This window comes from Stenotrophomonas sp. PD6 (assembly GCF_049199305.1).
Lineage (GTDB): Bacteria > Pseudomonadota > Gammaproteobacteria > Xanthomonadales > Xanthomonadaceae > Stenotrophomonas.
The window spans coordinates 19,210-43,585 of sequence record NZ_JBLZQD010000008.1 but is presented as its reverse complement, the minus strand read 5'-3'; the positions used below and the strand labels follow the sequence as shown (position 1 = coordinate 43,585).

The window sequence follows — 24,376 nt, the reverse complement described above, 5'->3', positions numbered from 1 at the left end:
ACAAGGACAGCGAGATGACAGCAACAGCAGAACTGCGCGATATCACCGTGGCCGTGGTGCGCGAAAAGGAACAGCCGTTCACCATCGAACCGGCGCGCATCCGTGGCCCGCAGGACGACGAGGTGCTGGTGCGCGTGATCGCCACCGGCCTGTGCCATACCGACCTGATCGTGCGCGACCAGTACTACCCGGTGCCGTTGCCGGCGGTGCTGGGCCATGAAGGCGCCGGCATCGTCGAGGCGGTCGGGCCGGCGGTAAAAGAGCTCAAGGTCGGCGACCACGTGGTGCTCACCTACGGCGCCTGCGGCCACTGCAACCCGTGCAGCGGCGGGCACGGCGCCTATTGCAGGGACTTCTTCGGGCTGAACTTCGGCGGCGGCGCGCTCGATGGCAGCACCGCCATCCAGGATCCGCAGGGCAACCCGTTGCACGACCACTTCTTCGCGCAGTCCTCGTTTGCCACCTATGCGTTGAGCCGCGAGAACAACGCGATCAAGGTGCCCGAGGATGCGCCGATCGAATTGCTGGGCCCGCTGGGCTGCGGCATCCAGACCGGCGCGGGCGCGGTGCTCAATTCGCTCAAGGTCGGCGCCGGCAGCAGCTTCGCCAGCTTCGGCGCGGGCGCGGTGGGCCTGAGTGCGGTGATGGCCGCGCGGGTGGCCGGGGCCACCACCATCATCGCCATCGACGTGGTGCCCTCGCGGCTTGAACTGGCCACCGAACTCGGCGCGACGCACGTGATCAACAGCCGCGAGGTGGATGTGGTCGAGGCGGTGCGTGCCATCACCGGTGGCGGCGCCAACTTCGCGCTTGAATCCACCGGCCGCCCCGAGGTCTTGGCGCAGGGCATCGAGGCGCTCGGCGGGTTGGGCGTGATCGGCGTCGTAGGCGCACCGAAGCTCGGCACCAAGGCCGAATTCGACGTTAACAACCTGCTGCTGGGCGGGCGCAGCATCCGCGGCATCGTCGAGGGCGACAGCGTGCCCAAGGTGTTCATTCCGCAGCTGGTGCAGCTGTACCAGCAGGGCCGCTTCCCGTTCGACCGGCTGGTGAAGTTCTATCCGCTCGACCAGATCAACCAGGCGGCCGAAGACAGTACCCGTGGCGTGACGCTCAAGCCGATCCTGACCATCGGGAGGTGAAACGCTGCATCGCGGGCATGCATGCCCGCGACCGCGTCGTCAGTCAGGTTGGCGGGTGTAGCCTGTCGGTCACTCTGGAGGTGACCGATGGGCGGGATGCAACGCGAACAGCAGCAGGCGCTCGCCGCCGCACGGCAGCGTTTCGCTGACGGCGGCGTGCTGGCCGAGTCGTTGCTGGCGCCCTCGCTGCAGCGCTCCTGGGAGCGCTCGCGGCAGGCCGGCGTGCTGCCGCGCCAGGAACCGCACTACGCCCCGCTGGGCCGCCATCCTGCCCGGCTGGACGATCCGGCCGACCGCCGGCTGGCACGCTGCGTCCGCGGCGATCTCGATCACCTGTGGGCCGCCTTCGGCGGGCGCCAGTGGACCCTGTTCTGCGTCAACGCCAGCGGCATGATCGTGGCCCAGCGCGAGCACGGGCTGGCCGACGTGGCGGTGCTGCGGCCGATCCAGATCGGGCGGCGCCTGCGCGAGGCGGACATCGGCACCACCGCGCCGGCCTGCAGCCTCGCCGACGATACGCCGGCGCTGGTGCGTGGCAACGAGCATTACCTGGATCGCTTCGCGTCGGTGTTCTGCCTCAGCGTGCCGCTGCATGGGCTGGACGGCCAGGTGCTGGGCGCGCTCGACATCACCGGCACCGGCGAGCGCGATGCCGAGCTCCTGCATGGCTACTTCCGCCAAGCCGCGTTGTCGACCGAAAACCGGCTGATGCTGGAGCACCGGCCCTGCCATCTGCTGGCCGTGCAGCACGACGCGCGCTGGTTGCACACGCCGCTGCAGGGCCTGCTGGCGGTGGAGGAAGACGGCCGGGTGCGCGCGGCCAACCGGGTGGCGCGTCGCCTGTTCGGGCTGCCGCGGCGCGGTCCGCTGCCGCTGCTGCCGCTGGATGCGCTGTTCGCCGGCGCCAGCGTGCACCAGCGCCGGCGGCTGCTGCAGCCGGGTGCGCCGCATCGGGTACGGCTTGGCGAGGACAGCGCGGTGCACGTGCAGTACCTGCGCGGTCCGTTGCCTGCGCATGCGGGCAGCGCGATCCGCAAGGCGCCGCCCACGGTCGAGGGCGGCTCGCTGCGCGGGCAGACCGCGCAGTCGGTGAAGCAGGCGCTTGCCACGCATGGCGGCAACGTCAGCGCCGCCGCGCGGCAGCTGGGTATTTCGCGGACGACGCTTTACAAGCACCTGCGCCCGTAACGCCGGTAACGCCGGGATCCGCCGGGCAGAGCCCGGCGCTACTCAATCGCGGAAATTGTCGAACTGCAGGGGAACCTCGAACGTTCCCTTTTTCAGCAGGGCCATCACGTCCTGCAGATCGTCGCGCTTCTTGCCGGTCACGCGCAGCTTGTCGCCGTTGATCTGGCTGTCGACCTTGAGCTTGGCTTCCTTGATCGCCGCGGCGATCTTCTTGGCCACCTTCTGCTCGATACCCTGCTTCACGGTGATCTTCTGGCGGGCACCGGCGAGGTTGGTTTCGATATCGCCGAATTCCAGGCAGGCCGCGTCGATCTTCCGCGCGGTCAGGCGGGCGCGCAGGATGTCGGTCATCTGCTGCAGCTGGAAGTCGCTCGGCGCGGATTGGCTGATCACGCTGTCTTCGAGCACGAACTTGGCGTCCACGCCCTTGAAGTCGAAGCGGGTGGAGAGCTCGCGGTTGGCCTGGTCGACCGCGTTGGTCAGTTCGTGGATGTCGACTTCGGAAACGACGTCAAAGGAGGGCATGGGGAAACTCCAGCAGGTGAAGACCCCCATTCTAACCAACCGCGCATGGACGGCCCGCCGTGGGCGGCGATAATGGGCCATGAACACGCAACGCTCCCCCACCCGTGCCGTCGCCTGGATGCTGATGGCCGTGGCCTTCTTCTCGCTGATGGACGCGGGCATGAAGCAGCTCTCGTCCAGCTACCCGACCCTGCAGGTGACGTTCCTGCGCGGCGCTGCCTCGCTGCCGTTCGTGCTGGTCTGGGTGCTGGCCACCGCCGGCCCACGCTCACTGGTGCCGGTGCGCTGGGGCCTGCACCTGCTGCGCGGGCTGCTGGGCATGGCGATGATCGGCTGCTTCGTGTTCGCGCTGCGCAGCCTGCCGCTGTCCACCGCCTACACCATCTATTTCGTCGCCCCGCTGCTGATCGCCGCGCTGTCGGTACCGTTGCTGGGCGAGTACGTCGGCCCGCGCCGCTGGATCGCCATTGGCATCGGCCTGGTCGGGGTGCTGGTGGTGCTGCGCCCGGGCGTGGATGGCTTCATCTCGATCCCGGGCCTGATGGTCCTGCTCGCGGCCACCGCCTATGCCGTGGCCGCGATCACCGTCAGCATGCTGACCCGCACCGACACCCCGCAGTCGATGGTGGTGTGGTTCCTGGTGATCCTGGCACTGGGCGCCGGCCTGCTGGCCATCCCGGACTGGCAGCCGCTGCAGTTGGACCACGCGGGCCTGATCGCCGGCATGGGCCTGGCCGGGGCGGTCGGGCAGGTGGCCCTGACCCGGGCGTTCCAGCTGGGTGAGGCCTCGCTGATCGCGCCGCTGGAGTACACCGGGCTGGTCTGGGTGATCGGCTGGGACCTGCTGTTCTGGGGCGCGCTGCCCGACGGGGCGACCTGGCTGGGCGCGGCCATCATCGTGGCGTCCGGGCTGTACCTGCTGCACCGCGAACGGGTCCGCCAGGTCCGGCCGACGCCGCCGCTGGACCATCCCTGAGGCCCGCCGGGCGGCCGATAACGTCACCTTATAATCAAACGGAATATCATTCCGTTCTGCCGCGCGGGCGAGGGCCGTCCCGCGCTGGTAGGCTGCACGCCCCCTCCCGTCGATGCCCCGGTTGAACGCGAAGTGATCGAGTTCCAGCGCCTGCACAAATCCTATGCCGTTGGCGGCCGCGCGATCGCCGCGCTGCAGCCGTTGGACCTGACCATCGAGGCCGGCGAGGTGTTCGGCATCATCGGTCATTCCGGCGCGGGCAAATCGACCCTGATCCGGCTGATCAACCGCCTGGAGGAGCCCAGCGGTGGACGCCTGCTGATCGATGGCGAGGACGTGACCGCGCTGGACACCGACGGCCTGCGCGCGCTGCGCCGGCGCGTCGGCATGATCTTCCAGCACTTCAACCTGCTCTCGTCGCGCACGGTGGCGGCCAATGTTGCCTTCCCGCTGGAGCTGGCCGGCACGCCGCGTGCCGAGATCGACGCGCGGGTAGATGAGCTGCTGCACACCGTGGGCCTGGAGGCGCATGCCGGCAAGTACCCGGCACAGCTGTCCGGCGGCCAGAAGCAGCGCGTCGGCATCGCCCGCGCGCTGGCCACGCGCCCGCAGATTCTGCTGTGCGACGAGGCCACCAGTGCGCTGGACCCGCAGACCACCGCGTCGGTGCTCAAGCTGCTCGGCCGGATCAACCGCGAGCTGGGCCTGACCATCGTGCTGATCACCCACGAAATGGACGTCATCCGCCGCGTCTGCGACCGCGTCGCCGTGCTCGATGCCGGCCACCTGGTCGAGACCGGTCCGGTCACCGAGGTGTTCCTGCACCCGCAGCACCCGACCACGCGCCGCTTCGTCAACGAATCCGAGCAGGTGGACGAGGGCGAGCTGCACAAGGACTTCGAGGCCGTGGCCGGGCGGATCGTGCGCCTGACCTTCCTCGGTGCCGATACCTATGAGCCGGTGCTGGGCCGCATCGCCCGCGAGACCGGCGTGGACTACAACATCCTGTCCGGGCGCATCGACCGCATCAAGGACACCCCGTACGGGCAGCTGACGGTATCGCTGGTCGGTGGCGACGTGCAGGCCGCGCAGGCCGGGTTCGTTGCCGCGGGCGTTCACCTTGAGGAGCTGCGCCGATGATCCTGGCCACCGCCGGCGGGTTCTTCCGCCACCTCGACGCTGGCAAGTGGGCCGATATCGGCCAGGCCACCCTCGACACCCTGCTGATGCTGGGCGGCTCGCTGCCGCTGACGCTGATCATCGGCCTGCCGCTGGGCGTGCTGCTGTTCCTGACCGGGTCACCGCAGCTGCGCCGCAAGCCGGTGCTGTACGGCGGGCTGGCGCTGCTGGTGAACCTGCTGCGCTCGGTGCCCTTCATCATCCTGATGATCGTGCTGATCCCGATCACGCTGTGGATGATGGGTACCTCGCTGGGCGTGCGCGGCGCGATCGTGCCGCTGGTGATCGGCGCGGCACCGTTCTACGCCCGCCTGGTGGAAACCGCGCTGCGCGAAGTGGACCGGGGCGTGATCGAGGCCAGCCAGGCGATGGGCGCCACCACCTGGCAGCTGGTCACCCGCGTGCTGCTGCCCGAAGCGCGGCCGGGCCTGATCGCCGGCGCCACGGTCACCGTGATCGCGCTGATCGGCTTCACCGCCATGGGCGGCGCCATCGGCTCGGGTGGCCTGGGCGACCTGGCCTTCCGCGACGGTTACCAGCGCTCGCACACCGACGTGGCCCTGGTCACCGTGGTGCTGCTGCTGGTGCTGGTGCAGCTGCTGCAGATGCTGGGCGACTGGCTGGTGGGGCGGTATTCGCGGAAATGATGCCGCGCCGCATGACCGACGGGCGCCTTTTCGACGAACGCATCGCCATGCGCGCGGAGCCCGCCGCCGGTCTCGGGACGTGATTCATGCGTGGCTGCTCTCCGTTCAGACGCCATGAACGCCTGAAACGCGGCTTCGGCAGGTCTAAACGCCGGTCGGATGATTACATGCGGCGTTGAACCGGCTTCGGGCGCTTGTGCCGCGCTTTCGCGCGGTCGCCAGGCATGGCCAGGCGCTACGAATTGTTACGTAATGTCCGCAGATCGGGAACAACCAATCCCGTAGCGCCGGCCGTTGGCCGGCTCCATCACCTTACGTTCGGCACCTCATACCCCAGGCGGTCCACCTGCTCGGGGTGCTGCGGCACGCGCTTGAGCTTGTCGGTGTTGACCCCGTACTCGTCGCGCAGGCGGGTGGCCAGCTCCTTGTAGAGCTCCTTGTCCATGTCCGGCTTGCGCGCGAAGATCCACGCCATCTCGCGGCCCGGGTAGCCGAGCATCGCCCAGGAATAGTCCGGGGCCACTTCCAGTACGCGGGTGTGGGTGGGCACGACTTTGTAGAACCAGGTGCGCCAGTCGTGGTTGCCACTCTTCTCGTCCACCGACGCGCGCACGGTCAGTTCCTGCTGCGGTTGCGAGAAGCCGTCGCGGAAGCGGTAGGTGATGGAGACCTTCTGGTCGCCGCGCAGCGAATACTCGTTGACGCTGGCCACGTGCCCGCGTTCCACCGGGTTCGGCACGCGGCCGATCACATACCAGGTGCCCATGAACCGCTGCAGGTCGATCGGCGCGTTGGCCGTGGTGCTGGCCACCGGCTCAGGTGCCGGCTTGCTGTTGCCGAAGGAACAGGCAGACAGCAGCGACAGCGTCGTCAGCAGCAGGGCAACGCGAAGCGGGCGGTTCGAAGACATGCGGCGGAGAACTCCAGTGGCTTGCAGGGGCATGGTGGGTGGGACGAAGAAGAACGTCAATGGCGGGCGGCGTCGAGGTCGCAGCCTGTGAGATGGGAGAGGGGCAAGGTGACGCATCACTTTCGCACGGAGTTGTGTCATGTCCTTGTCGTCGTCGCGTCGTTCCCGGCCTTCACAGTCCGTATCCGCCCTCGCCGCGCCGGACCCGCAGGTGCTGCGTTGCGTCAGACAAATCGCGCTGGCCGGCCTGGCGCTGGTGCTGGTCTGGCCGGCGGCGCGTGGTTCAAGCCAATGGCTGGGGTGGCTGCCGATGTGGCTGGTGGCCATGCCGTGCCTGGCCTGGTGGAGTCTCTACCGGTTCCGGCTGCCCGCGCGGCTGCTGCGGCGCCAGGCCCCGCGCCGGCGTGGACCGCAGGCGCGGCGCCGCGGGCGCACGCCGCAGCGTGTGGCCCGCCCTGACCTTCGACAGGGGAATGCCGGACAGGCCGTGTGATAGCGTCAACGGGATATGACCGCCTGGAGCCGCAATGTCCCGACTCGCCTCCGCCTGCCTGATGGCAGGCTTGATCTCCGCTTCCGCTGCAGGAACCGCAATGGCCGCTGAGACCCCTGCAGATCCCTACGCCTGGCTGGAAGATGTCACCGGCGAGAAGTCGCTGGACTGGGTCAAGCAGCAGAACGCCCAGTCCGAAGGCCGCCTGGCCCAGACCCCGGCCTTCAAGCAGATGGAAGCCAGCATCCTCGAGGTGCTCGACTCGGACGCCAAGATTCCGGGCGTGCAGAAGATTGGCGACTACTACTACAACTTCTGGAAGGACAAGCAGCATGAGCGCGGGCTGTGGCGCCGCACCACGCTGGACGAGTACCGCAAGCCCGCGCCGGCGTGGGAAACGGTGCTCGACCTGGATGCACTGAACAAGGCCGAGGGCGAGAACTGGGTGTGGCACGGTGCCGACTGCCTGCGCCCGGACTACACGCGCTGCCTGATCGCGCTGTCGCGCGGCGGCGCCGACGCGGACGTCACCCGCGAATTCGACCTGGCCAGCAAGCGCTGGATCAAGGACGGCTTCTTCCGCCCGGAATCCAAGGGCGGCCTCGGTTGGGTTGATCGTGACACCGTGTTCGTCTACACCGATTTCGGCAAGGACAGCATGACCACCTCCGGCTACCCGCGGGTGGCCAAGCTGTGGAAGCGCGGCACGCCGCTGTCGGCGGCCAGCGTGGTGTACGAAGGCAAGCCCGATGATATGTACATCGCCGCCATGCACGACGACACGCCAGGCTACGAGCGCAACCTGGTCAGCCGCACGCTGGCCTTCTACAACAACGAACTGTATCTGCGCGCCGACGATGGCACGCTGACCAAGATCGACGCGCCGAACTCGGCCGAGAAGGGCCTGCGCAAGCAGTGGCTGACCCTGGAGCTGCGCGAGCCGTGGACGGTAGGAGGCAAGACCTACGCCGCCGGTTCGCTGCTGGTCACCAAGCTGGATGACTTCATTGCCGGCAAGCGCGAGTTCGAGGTGCTGTTCGCCCCGACCGACACGACGTCGCTGGCCGGCTCGTCTTGGACGAAGAATCACCTCGTCCTCAACGTGCTCGATGACGTCAAGAGCCGCCTGCAGGTGCTGACCCCGTCGGCCAGCGGCTGGAAGAAGAGCGATTTCACCGGCGCCCCGTCGTTCGGCACCGTGGCCGTGGGCGCGGTGGATGCCGATGAAAGCGATGCGGTGTGGATGACCGTCACCGATTACCTGACGCCGACCACGCTGGCATTGGCCGAGATCGGCAAGCAGCCCGAAGTGCTCAAGACCATGCCGGCGTTCTTCAACGCTGAGGGCAAGGTGATCGAGCAGCATTTCGCCACCAGCAAGGACGGTACCCGCGTGCCGTACTTCGTGGTGCACGCCAAGGACATGAAGCTGGACGGGTCGAATCCCACCCTGCTGTACGGCTACGGCGGCTTCGAGATCTCGCTCACGCCGTCCTACTCCGGTGGCATGGGGCGCGCTTGGCTGGAAAAAGGTGGAGTTTACGTCGTGGCCAACATCCGCGGCGGTGGCGAATACGGCCCGCGCTGGCACCAGGCGGCGCTGAAGCAGAACCGCCACAAGGCCTATGAGGACATGGCGGCAGTCGCGCGTGACCTGGTCAGCCGCAAGATCACCTCGCCGAAGCATCTGGGCGTGCAGGGCGGCAGCAACGGCGGCCTGCTCACCGGCAACATGCTTACCCAGTACCCCGAGCTGTTCGGGGCGGTGGTGGTGCAGGTGCCGCTGCTGGACATGAAGCGCTACAGCCACCTGTTGGCCGGCGCATCGTGGATGGCCGAATACGGCAACCCGGACACGGCAGACTGGGAGTACATTCAGACCTTCTCGCCGTACCACCTGTTCGACCCGAAGAAGACGTATCCTCCGGTGCTGTTCACCACCTCGACCCGCGATGACCGCGTCCACCCGGGCCATGCGCGCAAGATGGCGGCGAAGATGCTCGCGGCCGGCAAGGACGTGACCTACTACGAGAACATCGAGGGCGGCCACGGCGGTGCGGCGAACAATGCGCAGGCCGCGCACATGTCCGCGCTGGCGTACAGCTTCCTGTGGGAACGGTTGAAATAACCTCCGGGTGGTGGGGCGTCAGGTTGGCTCCACCCCATTTTGAGCGCCGCGCATCATGCGCGGCGTTTTTTTTCAGGCCTTCCAGGTTTCCAGGCCGCGGGCGATCCGCGCCACCGCCTCTTCCAGGCGCGGGATCTCCTGCGTATACGCCAACCGCACGTGCTGGTTCGCCCGGTAATGGCCGAAATCCAGACCCGGGGTAAAGGCCACATGCTCGGTTTCCAGGAAGTGCGCACAGAAGGCCTGCGCGTCGTCGGTGAAATCGCTCACGTCGCAATACAGATAAAACGCGCCCTCGGGCTCCACTTCGATGCGGAAGCCCAGCGCACGCAGCGCCGGCAGCAGGTAATCGCGACGTGCCTGGAACGCGTGGCGGCGCTGCTCGAAGATGGCGATGGTGTCCGGCTCGAAGCAGGCCAGTGCGGCGAGCTGGGCGATGCTGGAGGCGCTGATGTACAGGTTCTGGGCCAGCTTCTCCAGCTCGGGCACGGCCTGCGGCGGCGCCACCAGCCAGCCCAGGCGCCAGCCGGTCATGCCGTAATACTTGGAGAAGCTGTTGAGGACGAACGCTTCGTCGTCCACCTGCAGCACGCTGGCCGCGTCCATGCCGTAGGTGAGGCCGTGGTAGATCTCGTCCACCACCAGGTGGCCGCCGCGTGCCTTCAAGGACGCCGACAACGCGCCCAGTTGCGCGGCCGACAGCACCGTGCCGGTGGGATTGGCCGGCGAGGCCACCAATGCGCCAACGCTGGCGGCATTCCAGTGCGTTTCCACCAGCGACGGGGTCAGCTGGTAGGCGGTCTGCGGTCCCACCGGCACCAGTTGCGCCGCGCCTTCGACCAGGCGCAGGAAGTGGCGGTTGCACGGGTAGCCCGGGTCGGCCAGCAGCCAATGGCGGCCCGGATCGACCAGCAGGCTGCTGGCCAGCAGCAGCGCGCCCGAGCCGCCCGGGGTGACCAGAATCCGCTCCGGGTCCAGGTCCACGTTGTAGCGGGTGCCGTAGAAGCCGGCGATGGCCGCACGCAGGGCGGGCAGCCCGCGCGCGGCGGTGTAGCGGGTATGTCCTGCGGCCAGCGCGGCCTGGCCGGCCTGCACGACGGGCGCGGCGGTGGTGAAGTCGGGCTCGCCGATCTCCAGATGGATCACGTCATGGCCGGCCTGTTCCAGCGCCTGCGCGCGTGCCAGCAGGGACATCACGTGGAACGGTTCGATTTCCTGGCTGCGGCGGCTGTAGCCGGCCGTGGGGGTGGGGGTGCTCATGCGCCCCATGATAGGCGAGCGCCTGCGCGCTTGCCGCCGGTGCCGCTCCGCCGCCAGACTGGCTGCAACCCATTGCATTCACCGGCAAGGAGCCCTATCTCGTGAAATCCCCTCTTCCTTTCCTGGTTGCCACCCTGATGACCGCTTCCGTGCATGCCGCCCCCGCGCTGACCCCACCCGACGCCGAGAAGCATCCGCACGCGGTCACCACCCCGTTCGGCGCCACCCGCAACGACGATTACTACTGGCTGCGTGACGACAAGCGCGAAGCGCCGGCCATGCTGTCGTATCTGAATGCGGAGAACGCCTACACCGACCAGGTGGTCGCGCCGCTCAAGCCGCTGCAGGACCGCCTGTACAAGGAAATCGTCGGCCGCATCAAGCAGGACGACGCCAGCGTACCGGCGCGCGAACGCGGCTACTGGTATTACAGCCGCTACGAGACCGGCAAGGATTACCCGATCCAGGCACGCCGCAAGGGCAGCATGGAGGCGCCGGAGGAGATCCTGCTCGACCTCAATAAAATGGCCGAAGGCAAGGGCTACTTCGACGTGGGCGATGCCGACGTCAGCCAGGACAACCACCTGCTGGCCTGGGCCGAGGACGAGGTGGGCCGCCGCCAGTACGTGATCCGCTTCAAGGACCTGCGCACCGGCGAGGTGCTGCCCGACCGCATCGAGAACGTGTCGGCCAACGTGGTCTGGGCCGACGACAACCGCACGCTGTTCTACGTCGAGAATGATCCGGAAACGCTGCTCACCGTGCGGGTGAAGAAGCACGTGCTGGGCACGCCGGTCAGCAGCGACGTGCTGGTGTACGAAGAAAAGGACGACAGCTTCTACATGGGCGTCGGCCGCACCCGCGACGACCGCTTCATCACCATCGACCTGCACAGCACGGTGAGCTCGGAAAGCCGCTATGCACCGGCTGCCGACCCGCAGGCGTTCACAGTGCTCGCGCCGCGTACGCGCGACGTCGAATATGACGCCGACCATTTCGGCGGGCGCTGGGTGATCCGCACCAACGATGCGGGGGCGAAGAACTTCAAGATCGTCACCGCGCCGACCGACGCCACCGCACGCAGCCAGTGGACCGACTGGGTCGCGCACGACGACAACGTGCTGGTGGAAGGCTTCGAGCTGTTCGATGGTTTCACGGCCATTGCCGAGCGCTCCAACGCGCTGGAGCGGGTGCGCCTGCTGTTCGCCGACGGGCGCCAGGACTACGTCAAGGCCGACGAGCCGGCGTATTCGATGGGCTTGGCGGCCAATCCCGAAGCCGACACGCCGTGGCTGCGCTACGCGTACACCTCGCTGACCACGCCGACCACCACCTACGAGCTCAACACCGTTACCGGCGAACGCCGCCAGCTCAAGCAGCAGCCGGTGATCGGCTACGACCCGTCGCAGTACACCACCGAGCGGGTCTGGGTGACCGCGCGTGACGGCGCCAAGGTGCCGGTATCGCTGGTATACCGCAACGGGTTCAAGAAGGACGGCACGGGTGCGCTGTACCAGTACGCCTACGGCAGCTACGGCATGTCGATGGACCCGGGCTTCAACCAGACCGTGGTCAGCCTGCTGGATCGCGGCGTGGTCTATGCCATCGCGCATATCCGCGGTGGCGAGGAGATGGGGCGCGCCTGGTACGACGACGGCAAACTGCTGAAGAAGCAGAACACCTTCAACGACTTCGTCGATGTCACCCGCGAGCTGGTACGCCAGGGCTACGCGGCCAAGGATCGCGTGGCCGCGTCCGGCGGCAGCGCCGGCGGCCTGCTGATGGGCGCGGTGGCCAACCAGGCCCCGCAGGACTACCGCGTGATGGTGGCCCAGGTGCCGTTCGTCGACGTGGTCACCACCATGCTCGATGCCAGCATTCCGCTGACCACCAACGAGTACGACGAGTGGGGCAACCCCGAGCAGCGCGAGTACTACGACTACATGCTGACCTATTCGCCGTACGACAACGTCAGCCGCCAGGCCTACCCGGCGCTGTTCGTCGGTACCGGCCTGTGGGACTCGCAGGTGCAGTACTGGGAGCCGGCGAAGTGGGTGGCGAAGCTGCGCGACGACAACACCGGTACCCATCCCATCGTGTTCCGCACGAACATGGAGGCCGGCCACGGCGGCAAGTCCGGTCGTTTCCAGCGTTACCTCGAACTGGCCGAGTCCTATGCATTCGTGCTGGACCAGCTGGGCGTGGCCAAGACGCCGTAACCCAGCGTGCAGGCGCCGACCGTCGCGGTCGGCGCCCGCCCTCGCTATCCTGACGGCATGACCCAGCCCGAACCCCACGACGTCCCTGCTGCCCCGGTCGCGCGGCCAACGGTGCGTTTCCGCTGGGCGTGGTGGCTGCTGGCCTATGTGAGCCTGGGTACCGGCATCGTCGGCATCTTCGTGCCGGGCCTGCCCACCACGGTGTTCATCCTGATCGCGGCCTGGGCCGCCTCGCGCGGCTCGGAGCGGCTGCACAACCGGCTGCTGCAGCACCCGCAGTTCGGCCCGGTCATCCGCAACTGGCAGGCGCACGGCGCGGTCAGCCGCAAGGGCAAGTGGATGGCCACCCTGACCATGGCGGTATGCGCGGGCATCATGCTGTGGTGCGTGCCCGTGGCGTGGGTGAAATGGCTGTCGATCGGCTGCATGGCCGCCGTGGCGGTGTGGCTGTGGACACGGCCGCTGCCACCGGAAAGCGCCCCCCCGACGGGGTAGAGCGGTCTGTTAGACCGCTGCTCGTGGTGCTTGGGTCACTGGCTCGGCCGGGAAACAGCCGACTAACAGTCGGCTCTACCATCGGCTCTATAGCGGCGGTATTCATTGGATCGGGCGCGCCGGGCGCTTTACCGCGTTCATTGAACGGGCACACCCGTCGTCCTGCCCCGCCGCTATACTCAGCCGATGAGCATCCCCCATCGCAATCGCATCCTGATTCCGTTGGCAGCGCTGGCGCTGCTGTTCCTTTCGGCCTGTGGCAACAAGGGGCCGCTGGTCATGCCGCAGAAGCCGGTTCCGGTGGAAGAGCAGGTGGTCGAGCCGGCCGCCGATGCCGAGGCCGTGCCGGCCGACACCGATGCCACCGACGATCCGCAGGTGACGCCGGACCCGGTCGATCCCCAGCTCAAGTCCGATGACGGGAATGAGTAAGGCCGCGTCCACCGCGCTGCGCTTCAGCAAGATGCACGGCGCCGGCAATGATTTCGTGGTGCTTGACCTGCGCGACGGCACCCCCGAACCCACCCCGGCGCTGGCCGCGCAGCTGGCCAACCGCCACACCGGCGTGGGCTGCGACCAGATCCTGACCATCGAGCCGCCGCGTGCGGAGGGCTCGGTGGCCGCCTACCGCATCTGGAATGCCGACGGCTCACAGTCCGAGCAGTGCGGCAACGGCGCGCGTTGCGTCGCGGCCTGGCTGGTGCGCGACGGCGCGGCAACGGGCGACACCTTCGCCATCGACAGCCCGCTGGCCACCCACACCATTGAACGCATCGGCGACGATCAGTACGCCGTGGCGATGGGCGTGCCGCGCTTCGAGCCGCAGCAGATTCCGCTGCTCGGCTTCGCCCGCGCACGCGAGGAATACCTGCTGCCGCTGCAGGGCGATACGGTGCGCTTCGGCGCGGTGTCCATGGGCAATCCGCACGCGGTGATCGAAGTCGGCCTGGTCGATGCGGCACCCGTAGAACGGCTGGGACCGCTGCTGCAGCAGCATGCCACCTTCCCGCAGTCGGTCAACGTGGGCTTCGTGCAGGTCCTCGACCCGACCCATGCGCGCCTGCGCGTGTACGAGCGCGGCGTCGGCGAAACCCTGGCCTGCGGCAGCGGTGCCTGCGCGGCGGCGGTGGTGATGATGCAGCGCGGGCGCCTGGAGCGCGACGCCACGCTGTCGCTGCCCGGCGGCGACCTGCGCCTGCGCTGGCCGGCTGACGACGCCCAGGTGGTGATGTCCGGCCCGGCTGCATTCGTCTTCGAAGGGGAGTGGAACGCATGAGCGACACCGTCGAGAAGATCGGGGCGCATGAAATCGCCACGTGGCTGCGCCGGCATCCGGCGTTCCTGAAGCAGTTCCCGGACCTGGCGCTGACCCTGGTGGTCCCGCGCGATGACGGTCCGGCCGCATCGCTGGCCAGCTACCAGCTGGAAGTGCTGCGCGACAAGAACCGCGAACTGTCACGGCGGCTGGCCGACCTGGCCGCCAACGCACAGGTCAACGAACGGCTGGCAGTGCGCACCCACCAGCTGACCCTGGCGCTGATGAAGCAGGGCACGGCCGCCGATACCCTCCGCGCCATGGCCGCCTCGTTGGAAGAGGATTTCGCCGGCGACCTGGTGCGCCTGGTCATGCTGCAGCCGGTGCCGGGCCTCGAGGCCGCGCCGTGGTTGCAGGTCATCCCTGCAGACAGCCCGAAACTCGCCTCCTTCCGCGATTGCCTGAACGACGGTGAGCCGATCTGCGGCCGCCTGCAGCCGGAAAAGAGCGCCGTGCTGTACGCCGAGCGCGTGGACGAGGTGCAGTCCAGCGCGTTGCTGCCGCTGCCGGGCGTCGGCCTGATCGCGGTGGGCAGCCTGGACGGCAACCGTTTCTACCCCGGCATGGGCACGCTGTTCCTGCGCATGATGGGCGAGGCATTGGCCGTGGCGCTCAAGCGCTTCGACCCGGCCTGAGTCTGCGCCGGGCCGCCACGGCATGAACGCCGCCCAGGAATTCCTCGGCTACCTGCAGGTGGAGCGCCGCGCCTCGGCGCACACGCTGGATGCGTACCGGCGTGACCTGGACGCGCTGGGCGGCTGGGCCGCGCAGCAGGGTACCGACGCCGACAACGTGGATGGCGAGCAGCTGCGGCAGTTCATCGCCGCCGAGCATCGCCGCGGGCTGGCGCCGAAATCGCTGCAGCGCCGGCTGTCGGCCTGCCGAAGTTTCTATGCCTGGCTGCTCAAGCATCACCGCATCGCGGTGAGTCCCGCCGCCGGGCTGAAGGCGCCCAAGGCACCGCGCAAGCTGCCGCAGGTACTGGACGCGGACGAGGCGGTGCGCCTGGTCGAACTGCCGACCGACGCCCCGCTGGGCCTGCGCGACCGTGCGCTGCTGGAGCTGTTCTATTCCTCCGGGCTGCGCCTGAGCGAGCTGTGCGCGCTGATCTGGCGCGACCTGGACTTCGCCACCGGGCTGGTGAACGTGCTGGGCAAGGGCAACCGCCAGCGCCGTGTGCCGTTCGGCTCGCATGCGCGTGAGGCATTGCTGGGCTGGCGTGCCGAAAGCGGCGGCGGCGATGCGCAGCCGGTATTCCCCGGGCGCAAGGGCGGGCCGATCACGCAGCGTGCGGTGCAGATCCGCATCCGCCAGCTGGCCCAGCGGCAGGGGCTGTTCAAGCACGTCCACCCGCACATGTTGCGGCACAGCTTCGCCAGTCACATTCTGGAATCGTCCGGCGACCTGCGCGGTGTGCAGGAACTGCTCGGCCATGCCGATATCGCCACGACGCAGATCTATACCCATCTGGATTTCCAGCACCTGGCCAAGGTCTACGATGCCGCCCACCCGCGCGCCAAGCGGCGCAAGAGCGGCAACGAAAGCTGAATCGATCCGCTGCGGCACCCGGGCGCAGGGCAGGGTGGGTTGAAGCCCCCGGCAACGACCCCACCTCAGTCTCTGTCACCCCGGAGGCTCCATGGACCCCAGTCAGAATCCCAACGTATTTCACGCCACCACCATCATCTCGGTGCGCCGCAACGGGCATGTCGCGGTTGCCGGCGACGGCCAGGTCACGCTTGGCCACACGGTGATGAAGGGCAATGCGCGCAAGGTGCGCCGGCTGGGTCGTGAGGGCCAGGTGCTCGCCGGCTTCGCAGGCGCCGCCGCCGATGCCTTCACCCTGTTCGAATTGTTCGAGGCCAAGCTGGAAAAGCACGGGCAGCTGCAGCGCGCCGCGGTGGAGCTGGCCAAGGACTGGCGCACCGAGCGCCGCCTGGGCAAGCTCGAAGCACTGCTGGCCGTGGCCGACAAGGACACTTCGCTGATCATCAGCGGCACGGGCGATGTGATCGAGCCGGAAGACGGCATTATCGCCATCGGCTCCGGCGGGTCCTACGCGTTGTCCGCGGCGCGCGCGCTGCTGGCGCACACCGAACTGGATGCACGCACCATCGCCACCGAGTCGATCAACATCGCCGGTGACATCTGCATCTACACCAATCGTAACGTGGTGGTGGAGGAGCTTTGACCCGTAGGGTCAACGCGCGTAGCGCCGGGCTCTGCCCGGCGACGTAACCTGTCCAGCCACGCATGGCAAAGAGCCACGCGTTGCGTGGCAGCGCTACCCGTCCAGCCACGCATGGCGTGGCCCTACCGCACCGTTAGGTGTTTGCCCGTTACCCGGATAGCCCCACCATCCACCCCAATATTCCCTGTGAGCACACCCATGCCGCACAAGATCGAAGTTTCCTCCGCCACCATGACCCCGCGCGAGATCGTGCAGGAACTGGACCGGCACATCGTCGGCCAGCACGACGCCAAGCGCGCGGTGGCCATCGCGCTGCGCAACCGCTGGCGGCGCATGCAGCTGCCGGCCGAGCTGCGTAATGAAGTCATGCCCAAGAACATCCTGATGATCGGCCCGACCGGTGTCGGCAAGACCGAGATCGCGCGCCGCCTGGCCACGCTGGCCAACGCGCCGTTCGTGAAGGTCGAGGCCACCCGCTTCACCGAGGTCGGCTACGTGGGCAAGGATGTCGAACAGATCATCCGCGACCTGGCCGACACGGCGGTGAAGCTGTACCGCGAGCAGGCCAAGGTGCGCGTGCGCACCCAGGCCGAGGAGCGCGCCGAAGACCGCATCCTGGACGCACTGCTGCCGCGCCGTGCCGGTGGCATCGGCTTCGATCCGGAGGCGGCCCGCAACGAGCCGTCGGCACAGGACAACGAAACCCGCATCAAGTTCCGCCGCATGCTGCGCGCCGGTGAGCTGGACGATCGCGAGATCGAACTCGAGGTGACCGCCAACGTCGGCGTGGACATCATGACCCCGCCGGGCATGGAAGAGATGGGCCAGCAGCTGCGCCAGATGTTCTCCAGCCTGGGCGGCGGCAAGGCGCAGAAGCGCACGCTGACGATCAAGGCCGCGCGCCCGCTGCTGCTGGAGGAAGAGGCCGGCAAGCTGGTCAACGAAGATGACATCCGCACGGCGGCGATCGAGGCCTGCGAGCAGCACGGCATCGTGTTCATCGACGAGATCGACAAGGTCGCCAAGCGCGGCGACAACGTCGGCGGCGGCGATGTGTCGCGCGAGGGCGTGCAGCGCGACCTGCTGCCGCTGGTGGAAGGCTCCAACGTGTCCACCAAGTACGGCACGATCAAGACCGACCATATCCTGTTCATTGCATCGGGCGCGTTCCACCTGGCCAAGCCGAGCGACCTGATTCCCGAGCTGCAGGGCCGCTTCCCGATCCGCGTTGAACTGGGCGCATTGAGCAAGCAGGATTTCGTGCGCATCCTGACCGAGCCGAAGGCAGCGCTGACCAAGCAGTACGAGGCGTTGCTGAAGACCGAAGGCGTGTCGATGAACTTCACCGACGACGCGGTGGACCGCCTGGCCGAGATCGCGTTCCAGGTGAACGAGCGCCAGGAAAACATCGGCGCGCGTCGCCTGCATACCGTGTTGGAGCGCCTGCTGGACTCGCTGAGCTACGAGGCCCCGGACCGCGATGGCGAAACCCTGTCCATCGACGCGGCGTATGTGGACCAGCACCTGGGTGAGCTGGTCAAGGACCCGGACCTGAGCCGCTACATCCTGTAACCGGACGGGCGTTCAAACCCAAAACGGCGACACCTCGGTGTCGCCGTCTTTGTTTGCGCATGGCGGTGCGTGGCTGCTTCATGCATGTGATGCCGTAGAGCCGGGCTTTGCCCGGCTGCTTCATGCATTCAGGCGAACAGCCTGTTGGCACCTTATCCCCAGATTTGGCGGGACGGTGCCGGTTTGCGGGGGACGCCGTGAATCCGTCCATGGAGGCTCAGTCGCCGCATCCATGCGGCTCATGCCCCCGCAAACCGGCCCCGACCCGCCTTTGACAGTGTGTCGTTGCCATGGGAAAAGCGGTAGCGCCGGCCGTTGGCCGGCTCTGTGTCTCAACCGTTTCAATGCGCTACCGGGTGTTGATGTGTTCCCGGCAATCGTCTTGCGACCGACTCTACCAACGGCGTGAGCCACACGCGCGCTGCGCCACGCGACGCATTTGATCTTCTATGGCCACCGCTTACTGTCAAAGGCGGGTCGGGGCCGGTTTGCGGGGGCATGAGCCGCATGGATGCGGCGACTGAGCCTCCATGGACGGATTCACGGCGTCCCCCGCAAACCGGCACCGTCCCGCCAAGCCACAGGAAACCGCTGGCCACCCGCTGTTCGCTCAAATGCGTGAAGCAGCCGGGCAGAGCCCGGCTCTACGGGATCGTATGCATGAAGCAGCCGGGCAAAGCCCGGCGCTACGCATCGCGGTTGGTCGGCAGGGCGTGCCGCGAGGCGCTACGCCTCGTCGTCGGTCGGCAGGGCATTCGGTGGGGCGCCTGGGGTGAAAACACCTGGCTGCACGAATGCACTGAAGATGGCGTCCAGGGTCTGCATGCCGTCGCGTTGCAGCTCGAACAACTGCGGTTCCAGCATCGCGCTGTAGAGCACGCCGGTCAGGCTGGTGCTGACGATGCGCGCCACCGTGTCCACGTCTACGCCCGGGCGCAGCTGGCCGAGCGAGTTCGCGCGCTGGAAGGCCGCGGCGAAGATGCTCAGCTCCTCACGCGATGCGTCCAACTGCAACTGCTGCATCGCCTGGCTTTCCACCGAAAGGTCGTTGCGCAGCATGATCTCCATCATGTTGCGCAGCCGCTCATCCGTGGCCAGTTCCTGGAAGGAAACCAGCAGCGCCGAGCGCAGGTCCAGCACCGGCGTGTTGCGGCGGGACGAGGTGGTGCGGCGCAGGCGCTCGATGAACGGCACGCGCTCGCGCTCGATCATCGCCGTCAGTATTTCGGTCTTGTTCTTGAAATGCCAGTACACCGCGCCGCGGGTATAGCCGGCGCGCTCGCCGATCATCGCCAGGCTGGTGTTGGCGACCCCGAATTCGTGGAAGCAGGTCTGGGCCGCATCCAGGATGCCCTCCCGGGTGGCTTGGGCCGCTTCTTTGGTTTTTCTGGCCATGGCGCTGTGTACATGTGCTGGATGAAACCGGCCTGAATTGTACCCGTTTACAAACAAACATGCATGTATGTATATTTAGCGCCCACTGATCCCCGGGGAGGCGCGCCCGTACCTGCGTGCCTGCAACGGTGGATCCGGCCCCCTTGTGGTTGACCTGTCGTCGTCCCGCGCCCCGGTTCGTCGATGCCAGGTTGGTCCTTCCTTTCTGAATTGCTGCGAGCCCCCTCATGTCCCGATCCCCGTACCGTCTTCTCGCGCTGTCCCTCGCGATCGCCCTGACCGTGTCCGCCTGCGGCGGCGGAGGTGAAGGGGCGCCCCAGGGCGGGCCGGGCCAGGTCACCGTCGCAACCCTGAAGGCCGAACAAGTGGGCCTGACCCGCGAACTGCCCGGCCGCACCACCGCCTTCCTGGTCGCCGAAGTGCGGCCGCAGGTCAGCGGCATCGTCGCCAAGCGCCTGTTCACCGAGGGTGGCCTGGTCACCGCCGGCCAGCCGCTGTACCAGGTGGACGACGCCAGCTACCGCGCCCAGGCCAACAGCGCCCGCGCCCAGCTGGCCCGCGCCGAGGCCACCGCCAATGCCTCGCGCCTGAGCGCCAAGCGCATCACCGAACTGGCCAAGGTCGACGCGGTCAGCCAGCAGGACCTGGAGAACGCCGTGGCCGCCCAGAAGCAGGCCGAAGCCGATGTCGGCGCGGCCAAGGCCGCCGTGGACGCCGCCAACGTGACGCTCGGCTTTGCCCGCATCACCGCGCCGATCAGCGGCCGCATCGGCAAGTCCTCCGTGACCCAGGGCGCGCTGGTCAGCGCCGGCCAGGCCGATGCCCTGGCCACCGTGCAGCAGCTCGACCCCATCTACGTGGACCTGACCCAGTCGGCCAGCGAACTGCTGCAGCTGCGCCGTGAGCTGGCCAGTGGCCGCCTGCAGGACAACCAGACCCTGCCGGTGACCATCCTGCTCGACGACGGCACCGCCTTCGACCAGAAGGGAACCCTGGAATTCTCCGAAGTCAGCGTCGACCCCACCACCGGCAGCTACGCGCTGCGGGTCAAGGTCGCCAACCCCGACCAGGTGCTGATGCCGGGCATGTACGTGCGTGCGCAGGTCGGCAGCGGCGTGCGCGACAACGCGCTGCTGGTGCCCATGCAGGGTATCGCGCGCGATGCCAAGGGTGACACCAGCGCCATGGTGGTCGGCAAGGACAACAAGGTCGAAGTGCGGCCGGTCAAGGTCAGCCGCGCGCTGGGCAGCAAGTGGCTGGTCGAGGAGGGCCTGAAGGCCGGCGACAAGGTCATTGTCGAAGGCCTGCAGAAGATCCAGCCGGGCATGCCCGTGCAGGCCACCGAGATGGGCGCCGCGCCGGCCAAGCCGGCAGCGCCGGCGGCTGCGGCCGACAAGCAGTAAGCGGAGAACTTCATGGCTCGTTACTTTATTGATCGCCCCATCTTTGCGTGGGTGATTGCGATCATCATCATGCTCGCCGGTGCGCTGGCGGTGCTCAAGCTCCCGGTGTCCATGTACCCGGAAGTGGCACCGCCCGCCGTCGAGATCAGCGCCAGCTACCCGGGCGCGTCGGCCAAGGTGGTCGAGGACTCGGTGACCCAGATCATCGAGCAGAACATGAAGGGCATCGATGGCCTGATCTACTTCTCCTCCAACAGCTCCGCCAACGGTCAGGCCACCATCACTCTGACCTTCGAGAGCGGTACCGACCCGGACATCGCCCAGGTGCAGGTGCAGAACAAGCTGCAGCTGGCCATGCCGCTGCTGCCACAGGAAGTGCAGCGCCAAGGCATCAACGTAGCCAAGTCGAGCAGCGGCTTCCTGCAGGTGATCGGCTTCGTGTCCAACGACGGCAGCATGGACGCCAACGACATTTCCGACTACGTCGGCTCCAATGTCGTCGACCCGCTCAGCCGCGTGCCGGGCGTGGGCAACATCCAGGTATTCGGCGGCAAGTACGCCATGCGCATCTGGCTGGACCCCAACAAGCTGCACACCTACAAGCTGTCGGTGGATGAAGTGACCGCGGCGATCACCGCGCAGAACGCGCAGGTCGCCATCGGTCAGCTCGGCGGTGCGCCGTCGGTAAAGGGCCAGCAGCTCAACGCCACCATCAACGCGCAGGACCGCCTGCAGACCCCCGAACAGTTCCGCAACATCCTGGTGCGTGGCGGCACCGACGGCAGCGAGCTGCGCCTGGGCGATGTTGCCCGCGTGGAGCTGGGCGCGGAAAGCTACGACTTCGTAACCCGCTACAACGGCAAGCCCTCCACCGGTATCGCCATCACCCTGGCCACCGGCGCCAATGCGCTGGACACCGCCAACGGCGTGCGCGCCGCACTGGAGGACCTGAAGGAAAACTTCCCGGCCGGGCTGGAATCGGTGGTGCCGTATGACACCACGCCGTTCGTGCAGGTCTCGATCAAGGGCGTGATCAAGACCCTGATCGAAGCCATCGTGCTGGTGTTCGTGGTGATGTACCTGTTCCTGCAGAACTTCCGCGCCACCCTGATCCCCACCATCGCGGTGCCGGTGGTGCTGTTGGGCACGTTCGGCATCCTGGCCGCGCTGGGCTTCTCCATCAACATGCTGACCATGTTCGCGATGGTGCTGGCGATCGGCCTGCTGGTCGACGATGCCATCGTGGTGGTGGAGAACGTCGAACGCATCATGTCCGAAGAGGGCCTGTCGCCGGTCGAGGCCACCCGCAAGTCGATGGGCCAGATCACCGGCGCGCTGGTCGGCATCGGCCTGGTGCTGTCGGCGGTGTTCGTGCCGATGGCCTTCATGAGCGGCTCCACCGGCGTGATCTACCGGCAGTTCTCGGCCACGATCGTCTCGGCGATGGCGTTGTCCGTGCTGGTCGCGATCGTGCTCACCCCGGCGCTGTGCGCCACCATGCTCAAGCCGCTCAAGAAGGGCGAACACCACGTGGCCCACAAGGGCCTGGCGGGTCGCTTCTTCGGCGGCTTCAACCGCGGCTTCGACCGTTCCAGCGAAACCTACCAGCGCGGCGTCAAGGGCATCCTGGCGCGGCCGTGGCGCTTCATGGCCGTGTTCGCCGCACTCACCGTGGTGATGGGCCTGCTGTTCGCGCGCCTGCCCAGTTCGTTCCTGCCCAATGAAGACCAGGGCATCCTGATGGCGCTGGTGCAGACCCCGGTCGGCGCCACCCAGGAGCGTACGCTGGAGGCGATGTACAAGCTGGAGGACCACTTCCTCAAGAACGAAACCGAGGCGGTCGAATCGGTGTTCTCGGTGCAGGGCTTCAGCTTCGCGGGCATGGGCCAGAACGCCGGCATGTCCTTCATCAAGCTCAAGGACTGGAAGGAACGCGATGCCGACCAGGGCGTGGGTCCGATCACCGGGCGTGCGATGGGCGCGCTGGGCCAGATCAAGGACGCCTTCATCTTCGCGTTCCCGCCGCCGGCCATGCCGGAGCTGGGCATCGGCTCGGGCTACACCTTCTTCCTGAAGGACAACAGCGGCCAGGGCCATGACGCCCTGCTCAACGCGCGCAACCAGCTGCTCGGCGGTGCCGGGCAGAGCAAGCTGCTGGCCAACGTGCGCCCGAACGGCCAGGAAGACACCCCGCAGCTGCGCATCGACGTGGACGTGGAGAAGGCCAACGCGCTGGGGCTGTCGATCGGCTCGATCAACACCACCCTGGCCGCCGCATGGGGCAGCAGCTACATCGATGACTTCATCGACCGTGGCCGGGTCAAGCGCGTGTACGTGCAGTCCGATGCGGAGTTCCGCATGAACCCGGACGACTTCAACCTGTGGTCGGTGAAGAACACCGCCGGTGAGATGGTGCCGTTCAGTGCCTTCGCTTCCAAGCGCTGGGACTACGGCTCGCCGCGCCTGGAACGCTACAACGGCGTGTCGGCGATGGAGATCCAGGGCGAACCCGCACCGGGCGTTGCCTCGGGCGATGCCATGGCCGAGATCGAGCGCATTGCCAAGGACCTGCCGCCGGGCTTCGAGATCGAGTGGACCGCGCTGTCCTACCAGGAGCGCCAGGCCGGTTCGCAGACACCGCTGCTGTACACGCTGTCGCTGCTGATCGTGTTCCTGTGCCTGGCCGCGCTGTATGAAAGCTGGACCGTGCCGACCTCGGTGCTGCTGGTGGCGCCGCTGGGTATCCTGGGCGCGGTGCTGGCCAACAGCATGCGTGGCATGGAACGCGACATCTACTTCCAGGTGGCCATGCTTACCACGGTGGGCCTGACCAGCAAGAACGCGATCCTGATCGTGGAGTTCGCCAAGGAGAACCTGGAGAAGGGCGCGGGCCTGCTGGAGGCCACGATGCACGCGGTACGCGACCGCCTGCGCCCGATCATCATGACCTCGCTGGCGTTTGGCCTGGGCGTGCTGCCGCTGGCCATCGCCTCCGGTGCGGGTTCCGGTGCGCAGCGCGCGATCGGTACCGGCGTGCTCGGCGGCATGATCGTCGGCACCGTGCTCGGCCTGTTCTTCATTCCCTTGTTCTTCGTCGTCGTGCAGAAGCTCTTCAACCGCAAGCCGCGCACCGCGCCCTCGACCACGGACAACCCGTAACCGGTAGCGCCGGCCGTTGGCCGGCCCTCCCGATGTCTGACCTGCTACGTGGTGCCGGCCAACGGCCCGCGCGAACGGAGGAACACCAAGAAGCACCATTCACACGCGCGTGGTGTCGCAGCCGTGCTGCAGCTTTCCGGCTGCGCCCCCCGGTAAACCCCCCCCCCCCCCGTCGCCCC

At 67.5% G+C, this 24,376-nt stretch carries 21 protein-coding genes; 17 read left to right on the top strand and 4 right to left on the bottom strand.

Annotation, left to right across the window (positions count from 1 at the left end; translation table 11 throughout):
- The first annotated feature begins 14 nt into the window (after positions 1–14).
- On the top strand, positions 15–1,142 hold the full coding sequence (locus ACOZHM_RS12625; protein WP_421569668.1) for an NAD(P)-dependent alcohol dehydrogenase: 1,128 nt from the start codon (positions 15–17) through the stop codon (positions 1,140–1,142).
- 87 nt (positions 1,143–1,229) lie between these two features.
- Entirely contained in the window at positions 1,230–2,330 is a 1,101-nt protein-coding gene (locus tag ACOZHM_RS12620) for a helix-turn-helix domain-containing protein (RefSeq protein WP_421569667.1), read from the top strand.
- 42 nt (positions 2,331–2,372) lie between these two features.
- On the opposite strand, the gene ACOZHM_RS12615 is transcribed toward ACOZHM_RS12620, so the two are convergent.
- Positions 2,373–2,855 (bottom strand): YajQ family cyclic di-GMP-binding protein, encoded by a 483-nt coding sequence (locus ACOZHM_RS12615; RefSeq protein ID WP_421569666.1) that lies wholly within the window; start codon positions 2,853–2,855, stop codon positions 2,373–2,375.
- Positions 2,856–2,934: 79 nt separating this feature from the next.
- Between ACOZHM_RS12615 and ACOZHM_RS12610 the strand changes: the two genes are divergently transcribed.
- The 3 genes from ACOZHM_RS12610 to ACOZHM_RS12600 all read left to right on the top strand — a co-directional run bounded on the left by ACOZHM_RS12610 (position 2,935) and on the right by ACOZHM_RS12600 (position 5,657).
- Positions 2,935–3,831, top strand: a complete 897-nt coding sequence (locus ACOZHM_RS12610; protein WP_421569665.1) for a DMT family transporter — start codon at positions 2,935–2,937, stop codon at positions 3,829–3,831.
- Between the two features lie 132 nt (positions 3,832–3,963).
- Positions 3,964–4,971 (top strand): methionine ABC transporter ATP-binding protein, encoded by a 1,008-nt coding sequence (locus ACOZHM_RS12605; protein ID WP_421569664.1) that lies wholly within the window; start codon positions 3,964–3,966, stop codon positions 4,969–4,971.
- Entirely contained in the window at positions 4,968–5,657 is a 690-nt protein-coding gene (locus ACOZHM_RS12600; RefSeq protein ID WP_421569663.1) for a methionine ABC transporter permease, read from the top strand. The genes ACOZHM_RS12605 and ACOZHM_RS12600 overlap by 4 nt, the downstream gene beginning before the upstream one ends.
- 307 nt (positions 5,658–5,964) lie before the next feature.
- Here the strand turns inward: ACOZHM_RS12600 and ACOZHM_RS12595 are convergent, their stop codons facing one another.
- Complete coding sequence (locus ACOZHM_RS12595) at positions 5,965–6,567, bottom strand: lipocalin family protein (RefSeq protein WP_421569662.1); 603 nt, start codon at positions 6,565–6,567, stop codon at positions 5,965–5,967.
- A gap of 139 nt (positions 6,568–6,706) precedes the next feature.
- Here ACOZHM_RS12595 and ACOZHM_RS12590 point away from each other — a divergent pair, with 139 nt between their 5' ends.
- Together ACOZHM_RS12590 and ACOZHM_RS12585 are read left to right on the top strand one after the other, a co-directional pair.
- Positions 6,707–7,060 (top strand): hypothetical protein, encoded by a 354-nt coding sequence (locus ACOZHM_RS12590; RefSeq protein ID WP_421569661.1) that lies wholly within the window; start codon positions 6,707–6,709, stop codon positions 7,058–7,060.
- A 34-nt stretch (positions 7,061–7,094) separates the two neighbouring features.
- A complete protein-coding gene (locus ACOZHM_RS12585) occupies positions 7,095–9,188 on the top strand; it encodes a prolyl oligopeptidase family serine peptidase (RefSeq protein ID WP_421569660.1) in 2,094 nt (697 codons plus the stop codon).
- A 72-nt stretch (positions 9,189–9,260) separates the two neighbouring features.
- On the opposite strand, the gene ACOZHM_RS12580 is transcribed toward ACOZHM_RS12585, so the two are convergent.
- The gene (locus ACOZHM_RS12580; RefSeq protein ID WP_421569659.1) at positions 9,261–10,448 is read right to left on the bottom strand and encodes a pyridoxal phosphate-dependent aminotransferase; all 1,188 of its coding nucleotides are present in this window, start codon (positions 10,446–10,448) and stop codon (positions 9,261–9,263) included.
- Positions 10,449–10,549: 101 nt separating this feature from the next.
- Between ACOZHM_RS12580 and ACOZHM_RS12575 the strand changes: the two genes are divergently transcribed.
- The 8 genes from ACOZHM_RS12575 to hslU all read left to right on the top strand — a co-directional run bounded on the left by ACOZHM_RS12575 (position 10,550) and on the right by hslU (position 18,240).
- Positions 10,550–12,667: a S9 family peptidase gene (locus ACOZHM_RS12575; RefSeq protein ID WP_421569658.1), complete on the top strand. Its 2,118-nt coding sequence runs from the start codon at positions 10,550–10,552 to the stop codon at positions 12,665–12,667.
- Between the two features lie 57 nt (positions 12,668–12,724).
- Positions 12,725–13,162: a YbaN family protein gene (locus ACOZHM_RS12570; RefSeq protein WP_421569657.1), complete on the top strand. Its 438-nt coding sequence runs from the start codon at positions 12,725–12,727 to the stop codon at positions 13,160–13,162.
- A 186-nt stretch (positions 13,163–13,348) separates the two neighbouring features.
- Positions 13,349–13,594, top strand: coding sequence for an LPS translocon maturation chaperone LptM (gene lptM / locus ACOZHM_RS12565; RefSeq protein ID WP_421569656.1), 246 nt, complete (start codon positions 13,349–13,351; stop codon positions 13,592–13,594).
- Positions 13,587–14,438 (top strand): diaminopimelate epimerase, encoded by an 852-nt coding sequence (gene dapF / locus ACOZHM_RS12560; protein WP_421569655.1) that lies wholly within the window; start codon positions 13,587–13,589, stop codon positions 14,436–14,438. The genes lptM and dapF overlap by 8 nt, the downstream gene beginning before the upstream one ends.
- Entirely contained in the window at positions 14,435–15,112 is a 678-nt protein-coding gene (locus ACOZHM_RS12555; protein WP_421569654.1) for a DUF484 family protein, read from the top strand. Before dapF ends, ACOZHM_RS12555 begins: the two co-directional genes overlap by 4 nt.
- Before the next feature lie 22 nt (positions 15,113–15,134).
- Complete coding sequence (gene xerC / locus ACOZHM_RS12550) at positions 15,135–16,025, top strand: tyrosine recombinase XerC (RefSeq protein WP_421569653.1); 891 nt, start codon at positions 15,135–15,137, stop codon at positions 16,023–16,025.
- 91 nt (positions 16,026–16,116) lie between these two features.
- Entirely contained in the window at positions 16,117–16,668 is a 552-nt protein-coding gene (gene hslV, locus ACOZHM_RS12545) for an ATP-dependent protease subunit HslV (RefSeq protein WP_017356659.1), read from the top strand.
- A gap of 198 nt (positions 16,669–16,866) precedes the next feature.
- Positions 16,867–18,240: an ATP-dependent protease ATPase subunit HslU gene (gene hslU, locus ACOZHM_RS12540; RefSeq protein WP_421569652.1), complete on the top strand. Its 1,374-nt coding sequence runs from the start codon at positions 16,867–16,869 to the stop codon at positions 18,238–18,240.
- Positions 18,241–18,966: 726 nt separating this feature from the next.
- On the opposite strand, the gene ACOZHM_RS12535 is transcribed toward hslU, so the two are convergent.
- Positions 18,967–19,635, bottom strand: coding sequence for a TetR family transcriptional regulator (locus ACOZHM_RS12535; RefSeq protein WP_421569651.1), 669 nt, complete (start codon positions 19,633–19,635; stop codon positions 18,967–18,969).
- A gap of 227 nt (positions 19,636–19,862) precedes the next feature.
- Between ACOZHM_RS12535 and smeD the strand changes: the two genes are divergently transcribed.
- Together smeD and smeE are read left to right on the top strand one after the other, a co-directional pair.
- Positions 19,863–21,038, top strand: a complete 1,176-nt coding sequence (gene smeD, locus ACOZHM_RS12530; RefSeq protein ID WP_421569650.1) for a multidrug efflux RND transporter periplasmic adaptor subunit SmeD — start codon at positions 19,863–19,865, stop codon at positions 21,036–21,038.
- 12 nt (positions 21,039–21,050) lie between these two features.
- Positions 21,051–24,197 carry a multidrug efflux RND transporter permease subunit SmeE gene (gene smeE / locus ACOZHM_RS12525; protein WP_421569649.1) on the top strand — a complete coding sequence of 1,049 codons (3,147 nt, stop codon included), beginning with the start codon at positions 21,051–21,053 and terminating at the stop codon, positions 24,195–24,197.
- The last annotated feature ends 179 nt before the right edge of the window (positions 24,198–24,376 follow it).

Bases quoted from the DNA above. Each gene is read 5' to 3' on its own strand.
- ACOZHM_RS12625 (WP_421569668.1), top strand. From the start codon at position 15: ATGACAGCAACAGCAGAACTGCGCGATATCACCGTGGCCGTGGTGCGC.
- ACOZHM_RS12620 (WP_421569667.1), top strand. From the start codon at position 1,230: ATGGGCGGGATGCAACGCGAACAGCAGCAGGCGCTCGCCGCCGCACGG.
- ACOZHM_RS12615 (WP_421569666.1), bottom strand. From the start codon at position 2,855: ATGCCCTCCTTTGACGTCGTTTCCGAAGTCGACATCCACGAACTGACC.
- ACOZHM_RS12610 (WP_421569665.1), top strand. From the start codon at position 2,935: ATGAACACGCAACGCTCCCCCACCCGTGCCGTCGCCTGGATGCTGATG.
- ACOZHM_RS12600 (WP_421569663.1), top strand. From the start codon at position 4,968: ATGATCCTGGCCACCGCCGGCGGGTTCTTCCGCCACCTCGACGCTGGC.
- ACOZHM_RS12595 (WP_421569662.1), bottom strand. From the start codon at position 6,567: ATGTCTTCGAACCGCCCGCTTCGCGTTGCCCTGCTGCTGACGACGCTG.
- ACOZHM_RS12590 (WP_421569661.1), top strand. From the start codon at position 6,707: ATGTCCTTGTCGTCGTCGCGTCGTTCCCGGCCTTCACAGTCCGTATCC.
- ACOZHM_RS12585 (WP_421569660.1), top strand. From the start codon at position 7,095: ATGTCCCGACTCGCCTCCGCCTGCCTGATGGCAGGCTTGATCTCCGCT.
- ACOZHM_RS12580 (WP_421569659.1), bottom strand. From the start codon at position 10,448: ATGAGCACCCCCACCCCCACGGCCGGCTACAGCCGCCGCAGCCAGGAA.
- ACOZHM_RS12570 (WP_421569657.1), top strand. From the start codon at position 12,725: ATGACCCAGCCCGAACCCCACGACGTCCCTGCTGCCCCGGTCGCGCGG.
- lptM (WP_421569656.1), top strand. From the start codon at position 13,349: ATGAGCATCCCCCATCGCAATCGCATCCTGATTCCGTTGGCAGCGCTG.
- dapF (WP_421569655.1), top strand. From the start codon at position 13,587: ATGAGTAAGGCCGCGTCCACCGCGCTGCGCTTCAGCAAGATGCACGGC.
- ACOZHM_RS12555 (WP_421569654.1), top strand. From the start codon at position 14,435: ATGAGCGACACCGTCGAGAAGATCGGGGCGCATGAAATCGCCACGTGG.
- xerC (WP_421569653.1), top strand. From the start codon at position 15,135: ATGAACGCCGCCCAGGAATTCCTCGGCTACCTGCAGGTGGAGCGCCGC.
- hslV (WP_017356659.1), top strand. From the start codon at position 16,117: ATGGACCCCAGTCAGAATCCCAACGTATTTCACGCCACCACCATCATC.
- hslU (WP_421569652.1), top strand. From the start codon at position 16,867: ATGCCGCACAAGATCGAAGTTTCCTCCGCCACCATGACCCCGCGCGAG.
- ACOZHM_RS12535 (WP_421569651.1), bottom strand. From the start codon at position 19,635: ATGGCCAGAAAAACCAAAGAAGCGGCCCAAGCCACCCGGGAGGGCATC.
- smeD (WP_421569650.1), top strand. From the start codon at position 19,863: ATGTCCCGATCCCCGTACCGTCTTCTCGCGCTGTCCCTCGCGATCGCC.
- smeE (WP_421569649.1), top strand. From the start codon at position 21,051: ATGGCTCGTTACTTTATTGATCGCCCCATCTTTGCGTGGGTGATTGCG.